This window comes from Paenibacillus sp. W2I17, assembly GCF_030815985.1.
GTDB lineage: Bacteria > Bacillota > Bacilli > Paenibacillales > Paenibacillaceae > Paenibacillus.
The window spans coordinates 3,069,633-3,081,940 of the sequence record NZ_JAUSXM010000001.1 but is presented as its reverse complement, the minus strand read 5'-3'; the positions used below and the strand labels follow the sequence as shown (position 1 = coordinate 3,081,940).

The 12,308-nt window shown below is 44.3% G+C and carries 12 protein-coding genes; 10 read left to right on the top strand and 2 right to left on the bottom strand.

All coding sequences use genetic code 11. From position 1 onward, the window contains the following. The first annotated feature begins 190 nt into the window (after positions 1–190). From groES to QF041_RS13740, 5 genes are all read left to right on the top strand, one after another. Positions 191–472 carry a co-chaperone GroES gene (gene groES / locus QF041_RS13760; protein WP_017690077.1) on the top strand — a complete coding sequence of 94 codons (282 nt, stop codon included), beginning with the start codon at positions 191–193 and terminating at the stop codon, positions 470–472. Positions 473–545: 73 nt separating this feature from the next. Continuing rightward, positions 546–2,180 (top strand): chaperonin GroEL, encoded by a 1,635-nt coding sequence (groL, locus tag QF041_RS13755; protein WP_036611259.1) that lies wholly within the window; start codon positions 546–548, stop codon positions 2,178–2,180. 205 nt (positions 2,181–2,385) lie between these two features. Further along, a complete protein-coding gene (locus QF041_RS13750; RefSeq protein WP_307414583.1) occupies positions 2,386–2,826 on the top strand; it encodes a hypothetical protein in 441 nt (146 codons plus the stop codon). Positions 2,827–2,948: 122 nt separating this feature from the next. Continuing rightward, on the top strand, positions 2,949–3,185 hold the full coding sequence (locus QF041_RS13745) for a hypothetical protein (RefSeq protein ID WP_101314131.1): 237 nt from the start codon (positions 2,949–2,951) through the stop codon (positions 3,183–3,185). Between the two features lie 132 nt (positions 3,186–3,317). Then, a complete protein-coding gene (locus QF041_RS13740; RefSeq protein WP_307414582.1) occupies positions 3,318–3,665 on the top strand; it encodes a hypothetical protein in 348 nt (115 codons plus the stop codon). A 280-nt stretch (positions 3,666–3,945) separates the two neighbouring features. Here the strand turns inward: QF041_RS13740 and QF041_RS13735 are convergent, their stop codons facing one another. Both QF041_RS13735 and lacZ read right to left on the bottom strand, forming a co-directional pair. Further along, positions 3,946–4,689: a hypothetical protein gene (locus tag QF041_RS13735; RefSeq protein ID WP_307414581.1), complete on the bottom strand. Its 744-nt coding sequence runs from the start codon at positions 4,687–4,689 to the stop codon at positions 3,946–3,948. A gap of 98 nt (positions 4,690–4,787) precedes the next feature. Then, positions 4,788–7,907 (bottom strand): beta-galactosidase, LacZ type, encoded by a 3,120-nt coding sequence (lacZ, locus tag QF041_RS13730; RefSeq protein WP_307414580.1) that lies wholly within the window; start codon positions 7,905–7,907, stop codon positions 4,788–4,790. Positions 7,908–8,012: 105 nt separating this feature from the next. Here lacZ and QF041_RS13725 point away from each other — a divergent pair, with 105 nt between their 5' ends. The 5 genes from QF041_RS13725 (at position 8,013) to QF041_RS13705 (ending at position 11,833) form a co-directional block, all read left to right on the top strand. After that, entirely contained in the window at positions 8,013–8,867 is an 855-nt protein-coding gene (locus tag QF041_RS13725) for a helix-turn-helix transcriptional regulator (protein WP_235431527.1), read from the top strand. Between the two features lie 240 nt (positions 8,868–9,107). Then, positions 9,108–10,043: a helix-turn-helix domain-containing protein gene (locus tag QF041_RS13720; protein ID WP_307414579.1), complete on the top strand. Its 936-nt coding sequence runs from the start codon at positions 9,108–9,110 to the stop codon at positions 10,041–10,043. Positions 10,044–10,070: 27 nt separating this feature from the next. After that, on the top strand, positions 10,071–10,559 hold the full coding sequence (locus QF041_RS13715; RefSeq protein WP_091033740.1) for a DinB family protein: 489 nt from the start codon (positions 10,071–10,073) through the stop codon (positions 10,557–10,559). A gap of 188 nt (positions 10,560–10,747) precedes the next feature. After that, positions 10,748–11,035 carry a hypothetical protein gene (locus QF041_RS13710; RefSeq protein ID WP_091033737.1) on the top strand — a complete coding sequence of 96 codons (288 nt, stop codon included), beginning with the start codon at positions 10,748–10,750 and terminating at the stop codon, positions 11,033–11,035. 276 nt (positions 11,036–11,311) lie between these two features. Further along, on the top strand, positions 11,312–11,833 hold the full coding sequence (locus tag QF041_RS13705) for a GNAT family N-acetyltransferase (protein WP_307414578.1): 522 nt from the start codon (positions 11,312–11,314) through the stop codon (positions 11,831–11,833). Positions 11,834–12,308: the final 475 nt, after the last annotated feature.

The window sequence follows — 12,308 nt, the reverse complement described above, 5'->3', positions numbered from 1 at the left end:
GGTGTAATTTGGCTATGTTTGTGTAAATTCAACGTAAATTCTCGCAGGAATTCGTCAAAAGGACTTGAAATCATGCTTCAAGTTGAGTATCATAAAGTTGGTTGTTAGCACTGAACACTGTCGAGTGCTAATACATATGGCTACAACCTACAATGTAACGTTATATAATTTCAAAAGGAGGCTATTTTTCATGATCAGACCTTTAGGTGAACGCGTATTGGTAGAACCACTGGAGCAAGAACAAACAACTTCTTTCGGGATCGTACTCCCGGACTCCGCCAAAGAAAAACCGCAAGAGGGTAGAATCATTGCAGTTGGTGCTGGAGTATTGAAAGACGGCGTACGTGTAGCTCTGGAAGTGAAAGAAGGAGATCGCGTTATTTTCTCCAAATATGCCGGTACAGAAATCAAATTCGAAGGTAAAGAATATTTGATTATGAAAGAGAGCGATATTCACGCGATTCTCGACTAATTCAAATTTAATCGGATAACCGAACCATATAGCACCACCATTTTCCAACAAAAACTAGGGAGGTTTTCTTAAGATGGCTAAAGACATTAAATTCAGTGAAGACGCTCGTCGCTCCATGCTTCGTGGTGTGGACGCATTGGCTAATGCAGTAAAAGTAACACTCGGTCCTAAAGGCCGTAACGTGGTTCTGGAGAAAAAATTCGGAAGCCCGCTTATCACTAACGATGGTGTAACCATTGCTAAAGAAATCGAACTGGAAGATGCATTCGAGAACATGGGTGCACAACTGGTTAAAGAAGTAGCAACGAAAACCAACGATGTTGCCGGTGACGGTACTACAACAGCAACTGTATTGGCGCAAGCGCTGATCACAGAAGGTCTGAAAAACGTAACTGCAGGCGCTAGCCCAATCGGTATCCGTAAAGGGATCGACAAAGCGGTTAAAGCTGCGGTTGCTGAATTGCAATCCATCTCCAAACCAATTGATTCCAAACAATCCATCGCACAAGTTGCAGCAATCTCTGCAGCTGACGAAGAAGTAGGCGAACTGATCGCTGAAGCTATGGAAAAAGTGGGTAAAGATGGCGTTATCACTGTAGAAGAATCCAAAGGATTCGCTACAGAGCTTGAAGTGGTTGAAGGTATGCAATTCGACCGTGGATACATCTCTCCTTACATGATCACTGATACGGACAAAATGGAAGCTGTTTTGGACAATCCGTACATCTTGATCACAGACAAAAAAATCTCCAGCACGCAAGACATCTTGCCATTGCTTGAGAAAATCGTTCAACAAGGCAAACCGCTGGTATTGATCGCTGAAGATATCGAAGGCGAAGCACTGGCTATGCTGGTTGTGAACAAATTGCGTGGTACATTCAATGCTGTAGCTGTTAAAGCTCCAGGATTCGGTGACCGTCGTAAAGCAATGCTGCAAGACATCGCTGCCCTCACTGGTGGCCAATTGATCACGGAAGAACTGGGTCTGGACCTGAAATCCGCTGTTGTGGAACAACTGGGTACAGCTCGTCAAATCCGCGTAACTAAAGAAAACACAATCATCGTTGACGGTGCTGGTAACAAATCCGATATCGATGCACGTGTTAGCCAAATCCGTACACAATTGGAAGAAACAACTTCCGAGTTCGACAAAGAGAAACTGCAAGAGCGTCTGGCTAAATTGTCCGGCGGTGTAGCAGTAATCAAAGTTGGTGCGGCTACTGAAACAGAATTGAAAGAACGCAAACTTCGCATCGAAGATGCCCTGAACGCAACTCGCGCTGCGGTTGAAGAAGGTATCGTGTCCGGTGGTGGTACAGCGCTCATGAACGTATATAGCGCGGTTGCGGCTGTAGCTCTGTCCGGTGACGAGCAAACAGGCGTAAACATCGTCCTGCGTGCTCTGGAAGCACCAATCCGCACAATCGCAGCTAACGCTGGCGAAGAAGGTTCCGTAATCGTGGAACGTCTGAAAAAAGAACAAACAGGAATCGGCTTCAACGCTGCAACTGGCGAGTGGGTTAACATGATCGAAGCAGGTATCGTTGACCCTGCAAAAGTAACTCGTTATGCATTGCAAAACGCGGCTTCCGTAGCGGCAATGTTCCTGACTACTGAAGCAGTTATCGCTGACAAACCAGAACCAGCAGGTGCTGGCGGCGGAATGCCTGACATGGGCGGTATGGGTGGAATGGGCGGCATGATGTAATAAAGGTGTAAAAAACCTTTAAAGCATCATGTGCCTGGCAGAGCCAATTCTCGTTACGATGTGACAAGAATTTGTGAAGCAGTCACTGTTACAAATTATAAATAATACAAAAACCACTTCTTAGAAATTATTAAGGAGTGGTTTTTGTGTTGTTGAGTATTTGTATAATCAAAGTTAGTATCAAGAGATATGGAGGGCATATATCATGAATCATATTAGAAAAATGATATTAGCAGTTTTGGTTTCTATTGCTGTTATTATCTTTATTTATAATTTCACTTCTAATTCTGAACGAAAATTTGTAAAAGTAAATGAAGCTAGTGATACTCCATTAACTACATTCACAGTAATTAATAATGAGGATTTCGCAGGTACTACAAATACGCATCGGTTTGATATTCCAACAGGTTTTAGTTATGTGAAAGTGATTTTTAAAAACACGGGTTCGAAACACTTCACGTTCACGATCAATGAAGGATCTACTAGTGGAACCGCGATAACGTCTGGCAGTGTTCCAGCAGATGGAAAAGAGCATATATATTATAGTGACAAAGCATTATCGACGGGTTCGTATTATGTAAGTACCTCTTCTGCGCAAGGGATGTCGGGCATATTGGATGTTTCTCTTGGAACTGATGTTAATTAAAGATTTGGTAATTCGCTCTAAATGTAGATTTGAAGCCCTGTGATTGAAACCTCGTTCCTATGGTTTCGTATGTACTGTGATACATAGAGAGCTTATCAGTAACGACTTGAGGAGGAAATGATTTGAGAAAGGGTACAAAGTGGACATTATGGATTCTGGGCTTGATGCTCGCTGCAATTTTTATCAACTTTTTTATGAATCTATATAGCTTTGCTTATGCGCTAATTACCGTGCTTATACTTGCCTTTATGGGATGGGGATTCTTAGCAAAGTTAAAGAACGACGTTCGGCAGCATGAGGATCATCATAGAAGAGAGCATCAGTCTGCGATCGATGATATTGATCAATACACAAGATAGGTAACACATACATGATTTATCACACGTAACGTAGCTTAGCTCTGATTTGATAATCTAGCCAATTGATTTATCAGCCGTTTATGGAGATTGATTTTTCAATTTTTGGTTATTTTATTGTATTGGAGGGATTTTATGAAATTATTTAAATTGCCATTGATTCTTTGTACTATATTACTTTTATCTATTTTGTCAGCTTGTGGTGCGGATGATATTATACACGGAAAAAGCGATAACTGGGATGTGTCTCTTCAGAGATCAACTGGGAACTATAGTATCACCTACATTGGTGATGAAAAGCGTATAAAAGATTTTGTGTTTGACCTTACCGGCAATAATATAGACCAGCAGGGGAAAGCGCTGGAAGAACAAGAGGTCCCGTTCAGTATGTCGGGAACGGTTACTGAGGCGGAGAAAACGAAAGACCCGATTACCTTTAAAATGAGTTGGAACAATCAAAGCGAGACTATAACTTTTGAGTAACTCTCGCATGGTGGAGGTGTTCATCATTGGTTTGGTGGCAACTATTAATTACGTGGATATGCATTATTTGTTTGATGATCACTTTCAAAGATAGGATCAGTAAATGGATATTGTACCCTGTATCGCTGTTTTGTATCGTGGTTACTTTGATATTAGGGCTCTTTAATTCCTAAAAAAAAAGAGATCACAAGTAAAACTACTTAATCATTTCTATAGTACACATTACATTTCACACGTTAGGCCGTTCCTTCATGGAGCGGCCTTTTTGCACAATCGCATTTTATTTCGCAACAGTTATTTCAAAAGTAGAGTGCTCAGAATCCTGTACGCTGAAGCGATATTCCAATCCGTTGCGAATAGTCGCTCCATCAAAATCAGACTGATTCACATCACGATCCAGTAGACCGATATCCTGGATGACATCTTGTGCATCGTTATACGAGTACTCACTATTGGTTGTGAGAATGAGTGTAGCGATAGCAGTCAAAAAAATTCCACCCGTTGGTTTACGCGTATCACCAGTTGTGTATAACCTAACTTCCTGTACACTTTTATCTGCATTCACTGCACCAACCAAACGCAATTCGTCATTAAATACATGCTCGAAAGAGCCAGTGCCCTGCTCGGAAGAGTCTTGTATATTCAAGCGGGTAATACTCAAACCATTTAGTCGATATTTGCCTACGGCGCTATTAAACTTTTTTTTAAATTCATCGGTAGTCATGTGTAGGCCAGAAAGTTTAATCTGGGGTGAAGGGGTCTGATCTATTTCAGATTGAGTAGAGTTCGAAGATAAAGTCAGCATCCCATACAAACCTATTGAAGCAATCGCAAAACAGGCCGTCGTTAGAAAAATATATCTGATCGGCAACCTATTACCTTTGCGAATAGATAAGATCATCAGAACAACAAATACCAAAAAAGCAATAAAGCCAAGAATGAAGAGAGTGGTAAACAGATATTGCAAATTCTCACCTCGTAATAGAGTAATAGCTGGTACAAATCTTTCTTGCACCTCATTCATTATAATGTTCCCATGACAAAGTTCAAACTCCCACTATTCACTGTCCCAACAAAAAAAGCACTGCCGGCATGCTGCCAACAGTGCTTGCTTGCTTGATGTTATACAGGTCTTACCGTAAAGGTGAAGTGATACGCGCGGTTGGCTGGCAAGGTGTACTCAGCGTGGGTACGTGCGCCCCAGCTGTCATCTCCGCCAACACCCATTTGTTTGTAATTGATGCGTGCGACAGTCTGCGTGCTCTGAGGTAATTTGTACACATGGTCGTTTGCTTCCAGTTCCTCAGGTGTCCACGGCAACGCATTGATTTCAAATGGTATGATGGCTTCAACATGAAGGCCAAGCTGACCATCCGCTGACGTAATTCCAGCAAAGCGTACATCCGTTTTGTTACCACACTCTTGTGGTTTCAGATATGGAACAAATTGATCTCGAACCGCACCTGTGTAATAGCCGAGACGTGCACTGGTTAGACGGTCTGCATAATTGTCATGCGGGCCTCTGCCGTACCAAGAGATTGTATCCAAGCGGTTATTCAGTTGCAGCAACATACCGAATTCCGGTAGATCAGGTAAGCCTACGCCTGGAATAAGGGTTTGACTGATTTCCAATACACCATCCGCATCAATTCGGTATGTGATGGACAGCGTACATCCCGGATGTTGATCCCACATATAATCGCTCGTCACGAGAATGCCTTGCTCGTCTGCATGGTGCTCAAAGCGAATTAATCTGCTGGTAGCGTGAGCATCTCTCCAGAAGGCAGAACGCTCGTTCAGGCGGTTCCCCATATCATTGTCTGTCATGGCTCTCCAAAAATTCGGCCGGACAGGTGCGAGCAATTGCTCCTGATTGTTGATCTGATAGGATGTTAACGCGCCAGTGGCTGGATTGAAGCTCAACGTGACTTGGCCTGTAGATACTTTCAATTCATCTTGCAGATCCTGTACCTGCGGCGCATTGTCTAGTCCTTGACGCATCGGTTGGAGTGGACGCAATCTCGGAGATACCACGAATTGATCCCAAGCAATCTCATGACCTATTCCTGCCCATTTGGTTGCCACTTTCGTAACGAGAGATACAGTCAGTACTGCTTCCTGGAGCAAATCGGATGATGGCGTGTACGGGATTCGGACTTCTGCTGATTCACCAGGAGGTACCGCGATATCCAGCGTGCCGTTCTCTACGGGCTTGCCATCGTGTGTTACTGTCCATACGAGTGAATATTCGCTCAGATCCGTGAACAGGAACTGGTTTTTGATGCGCAGCAGGCCGTCTTTGACATCAACGGTTTCCACACGAACGTTCTGATAACATTTCTTCACTTCTTCCAGCTTCGGTGTAACTGTCTTATCTGCCAGAATCAGTCCGTTCCCGCAGAAATTGCCATCATGAGGAGATTCACCGAAATCGCCGCCATAAGCAAAATATTCTACACCGTCTGCCGTAGTGGTACGAATGGACTGATCGACCCAGTCCCAGATGAATGCACCCTGCAACACATCATATTTATCGAACAAATCCCAATACAGATGCAGACCTCCACAGGAGTTACCCATGGCATGGCTGTATTCGCAGATAATATAAGGCTTCTTAGGTCCCTTCATGCGAGCATAATTCTCTACATTTTCAGGACTGATATACATTGTCGATTCAATATCACTTGCCGAATCAGAAGGGCGATAATGGAAAGTCCCTTCATAATGAACGAGACGGGTTGGATCGACTTGTTTCAGATAATCGTACATAGCGATGAAGTTATCGCCGCCGAAGGATTCATTACCCAGAGACCAGATAATAACAGACGGATGGTTTTTGTCCCGCTGGAACATCGAGTTACAGCGATCTATTACATTACTACGCCATTCCGGCTTGCTCGCGGGAATATTGTTCTCGTTCATTTCCTTTTGCCCATATTCCCAGGTACCGTGAGTTTCCAGATTCGTTTCGTCAATGACATAAAGGCCATATTCATCACACAGTTCGTACCAGAGTGACTGATTCGGATAATGGGATGTACGCACCGCGTTAACATTATAGGACTTCATCAACTCGATGTCACGGATCATGTCTTCCCGCCCGATGGCTCGACCCTTATCCGGGGAAAATTCATGACGATTGACGCCTTTAAATACAATGCGTTTGCCATTGATTTGCATCAGGCCATCCTTCAGTTCAAACTTACGGAATCCGATCCGGCTGCGGACTGCTTCCAGTGTTTCGCCTGATTCGTCCTGAATGGATAGTACAAGTGTATACAGGTTAGGTGACTCAGCGCTCCATAGAAGCGGCTTCATAACCTCTGCTGACAAATTAAATGAAAGTTCATCCTGACCCTGGAAAGTAACGGCCGTAGTAAGTGGTTGCTTCAGTACAGTCTGCTGCTGTGCATCATACAGCTGCGCCTGAACGGACAATCCGGCAGTATTCTGCGCAGCATTATGATTAAATAACTTCAGGTCCAGCAGTAGCTCCGCATCCTGGTACGCGTCATCCAGTTCAGTACGAACAAAGAAATCGGCGATCTGAACTGGTGAAGGTGAATGCAGGTATACACCACGGAAAATGCCGCTTAACCGCCAGAAATCCTGATTCTCCAGCCAGCTCGCATCACACCAGCGATATACCTCCACAGCGAGCTTGTTCTCACCTTCCGTTAGATACGAAGTGATATCAAATTCGGCGGGCGTGAACGTGTCTTCACTATAACCGACGAGTTCCCCGTTGACCCATACATAAAAGGCGGATTCGACACCCTCGAAGTGCAGCAGGACAGGACGGTCTTTCCAGTCAGCAGGAACAGTAAACGTGCGGATGTACGAACCCACCGGATTATAAGTTGTTGGTGCAAATGGTGGCTTCAATTCAGGCTCACGCTCGACCCACGGGTACGTCATATTTGTATAGTGAGGATAATCGTACCCTTGCAGCTGCCAGTTGGAAGGAACAGCGATCTCGTCCCAGTCACTGGCATCATAGTTGTTCTCATAAAAGGATGTAATCCGTTGCTCCGGTGTCTCCGCAAAGGCAAACTTCCATTGACCATTCAGTGATTCGTACCATGGCGATGCGCTGGAATCATTGGACAATGCTTCTGCTATAGATGGAAACGCCACCATAGACGCATGTGCGGGTAGACGGCCTACTTGAAAAGTCTCGGGATTGTTGTTCCATTCCGGGTATCCATTTGCCGGAGGGGTGTGTACCAGTTTCTTTCGCATAACAGTAACTCCTTCTGAAATGTTATAATATTGTCATTATAGAATTGAATGATGACTTAGAGAATAAAGAATATTGCCCATATATATCACAATATGAAACTAACGATGAAGAAAGTGGTGTACTGGATGGATACCCGGATTTTTTTTGGTAAAACAGAAGAAGCTGCTCGCCTGCCGATCTATATGACCACGGTTGGTTACTGGGAACACCAATATGAAACCGAGCGTCCAGAGGGATTCCCGGATTATCAGATCCACCAGATTATTCATGGTCAGGGGAGACTGATTATACAAGAAGACGAGTATATCGTCGGACCGGGTGACGTTTTCTTTCTGTATCCCGATGTCCCGCATCGATATATGCCCATCAGTGACCGCTGGGAGCTGGCGTGGGTCTCGTTTCAGGGGAGAGAGGCCAGCCAATTATTATCATATGCGGGGATAACCGGTTCACGCGTATGCAGACTCAGGACAGCAACGCTGCTGCGTGGCCTGGAGCAACTTCTGGTTAGAGGAGAGAATGGCGGTGATACGGATTACGCAGATTACGATGTGGAATGCTCCAAACAATTATATGCCCTGCTACTGGATCTGAAGCCACTGCTCATCGCATCCGCCAATTATAATGATGAACTGGAGCGTTTGAAGCCTGTGCTGCGTTATATCGCAGAGCATCTGGATCGTTCACTTTCCCTGAAGGAACTGGCCGATGTGGCTGTGGTATCTCCCCAATATTTGTGCAGGCTGTTTCAGAGAGCGCTCCATACCAGACCTGTATTTTACGTGAACCAGGAACGGATCAATCGAAGCAAACAACTTATGTTCAGTGAGAGAGAGCTTCGAATATATGAAGTTGCTGATCGGGTGGGTTACGAGAATGCCAGTTATTTCTGTGCGATGTTCAAAAGGCATACAGGCATGAGTCCGGAACGTTTTCGCAAACTGCACGGACTGAATTGAAAGTCTGAATACTATTATTCATTTTGAATTTTGATCTGTTATTCATCCCAATTTCAGTTTTCATTAAGGTTGGGAAGGTAAGATAAGTCTTGTAAACCCCTTCTCGTGTTAAATAGATGTGTGACTGGCCCTATCGGATTGTCCTCCGGTAGGGCACTTTTTTTCTTCATTTCTTCGGTTGGTGGTATGATAGATGAATACATAATGTGTAACCAACTCTAGTGACCGGAGGATGGAATTGTGGATCATAGTCTGCACCCGTTGTTTAAGCCGATTCAGATGAATGGAACGTACCCTAACAGTTATTATGTTGAGAAAATACCTGCTGCCGGTCTGATGGCTTATGTGGCCTGTTATTGGGAATCAGGATCTCTTCCGAACTCGCATGCGGATGTTGCTAAGAGAGAAGGTCCAGAGCGATCGATGACGACGGTACCTGCCCGGGTATTGCCGGATGGTTGCACGGACATGCTGATTACATACAACCCAGTCTGTTCAGAGCACTCCTATGCTTACTGTGGCAATTATACACAGCCGTTCGCTCTACCTGAGCCATCCGATGATGGTTCCCTTGCTGGAGACTACACCTTTGGTGTCCGGTTCTTCCCGGGTGGAGCGCATGTCTTCCATGGCATGCCTCTGGAGTGGTTTACGGATAAGCGAATTGCCCTTCAGGAATGTTGGCCGGAGAAGCTGAACGAGCTTCAGGAACAGATGGCCGAAACGAATAGTTTTGCAGAGCGAGTAGAGGTTATGAATGCGTACTTGAGTCCGTTGCCCGTGCAGGCAAGCACATCTGAGAACAATTTGATGAAAAACGTGCTGCACCGCATCTTTATAGATGGGGGACGTACGAGTGTCCAAGAGCTGGCGATGTATGAAGTGATTAGTGAACGGCAGTTGCATCGCAAGTTCTCGGAATGGGTCGGAATCAGCCCCAAGCGATTCAGTGAGGTGGTTCGTTTTCATCGTGTGCTGAGTGATATTCATCAGGGGAACACGGCAGACTGGGCAATGCTTGCCCAGAATCATGGATTTTTTGACCAAGCCCATCTAATTCGGCAATTTCGCAAGTTTTATGGAGAGACTCCGTTGACGGCAGCCAGGGAGCATGGCAGAATGTTGTCCGATTTGTACAATAGATCTGTAGCACCTTCGGTTATACTGAAGTCGTGAGAATAAAAGATAAGGGAGACATCATATATGAATGGAACATTGCAAATTCGGGATCACTTGTTAAATGAATTGGAAACAGGCGTACGGACGGGGGCTTCGTTAATTCGCTTGATCCGTTCGGAGGATTGGTCTTATCGTCCACAGGAGAATATGCGTTCATTGGTGGAGCTAGTGCATCATTTTATCCAGATTACCGCATCCGATCTTGCTATTATGCAGGAAAAAGGTGAAGCTGAGGTTGGGCTGGTAGAGAATAGCCTGTCGGGGATTGAGGATATCGAGAAGCTTGAAGCAACATTATGGAGCAATTTCGAATCCTACAAAGCATATATCACAGGATTGAGCGAAGATGACTTTTTGAATCGTTCAACGAAAGCTTTTTATATGGAACATGGTCACTTGCAGGTTCAATGGCAGATTGAAACGGTAACGCATGTATTCCATCACCGTTCGCAGCTGTATAACTATCTCAAGCAGCAGGGCCATGAACTGAACTTTTTCATGCTGTATGCATAACTAAACCTGTAATATTAAAGTAAGCTTAGTTGGCTCTACCGGAAGACCGGTGGGGCTTTTTTTGCGTACAGTCGTCTATCAATCTATGAAGTCTATCAAAATTGGACATTATGACGCTGGTAATTCACCGTTGCTTTAATAGATTTTAAGCATAGAATACCGTATCAAAGCAAAAGGAGGTGATTTCGATGGCCATCCTTTTACCGCAACAGTTTTACAATCTTCCAGCCGGTGTAGGCAAGTCCTACTACGAAAACTTGGCTGGAGGCACCAATGCCAGCGCTACAGTGAACAACTTTGGACCATTTCCAGTATCTCTCGTAATAACACGTGTTAATGAACCTGTAGTCACTTACGTTATTCCTGTAAACAGCAGTCTTACCATTTCTGCAGGTGGAGTTCTGGTTTTTGCCTTGTTAGCTAACCTTGGAGGCGCAGCTTCCGGAACAATTCAATTTGCCGTAGCAGATTTGTAATTGGTGTGGACTGGAATGGAATGACCTCTGTCGGACATCTTGTCGACGGGGGTCTTCTTTTTTTTATGGATATACATAGTTTTAAATTAATTAAGTGGCTGGTTTACGATTACATCTGTATCGGTGCTTTTAAAATTTTTTCTTGGTAAATAATAAATGCGATTACTCTTAAACTTAACAGTGCCTTTATACAGGTTTGTTTACTTTGGCGTTCATTCGATTAATTTAAGGTATAAGCTGCACGTAGACTGGTGTTGGCATACAGGAGGTTAGTGGATGATGAACAGAACCATCTTATTTGATACCGAGCGGTTGGAATGTGCGACTTGGAACGAAGGAGATCGTGCGCTGGCGTTTGCATTGTGGGGCGATCATGAGGTCGCCAAATGGATTAGCAGCAAGGGGTTTCTGAGCGAGGATGAAGTAGAAGCGCGATTGACTCAGGAGATTCAAAGGCAGAAGGAAGCGGGGGTGCAATATTGGCCCCTTTTTGAGAAAGAGTCAGAGGTGTTTGTCGGTTGCTGTGGCCTGCGTCCGTATTCTCCAGAAGAGGAGATCTATGAATTGGGATTTCATCTAACCCGGGATCACTGGGGCAAAGGGTATGCACAGGAAGCAGCGCGTGCGGTGATTGGTTATGCCTTTGACAAAATGAATGTGAAGGCACTGTTTGCCGGGCATCATCCGGATAATGAAGTGTCACGTCACATCTTGATCAAGCTGGGATTTGAGTATACAGGTGATGAACGCTATGAACCGACAGGGAAGATGCATCCATCGTATATGCTACGAAAATAAGAAACCCCCAACCAATGAAGGACAGGGATTGCGTGTTAACCGACACCGGAGAGGTTGTTCTCGATCGGGCCTGTAGAAAGGACTGCCATAGGTCCAACTCCTTTTTTATGAATGACTTTTCCTGAGAAAAGCTAGAATAGCATATGTTAGAATCGACAAAAGCGTTTGGACAGAGAGATATATGTACTGAATGAAAAGGAGGTACTCAATCTTCTGTCCAAGGGGATATATGTTTTCATGCTTTTTTTATTTCGCTTTCATCTTCTATTAAGGTAGCAGAGGTAAGATAAGTCTTGTAAACCCCTTCTCGTGTTAAATAGATGTGTGACTGACCCCGCCGGGCGCCGGTGGGGTATTTTTTTGTTTAATTTTCAAATAAACAAAACTAAACAAAAATAAATAAAAGATAATTTCTGTGTTTTTTATTGACTATCAAAGATAAACAAAGGTATAATGAATGTGAAATAAAGAACTT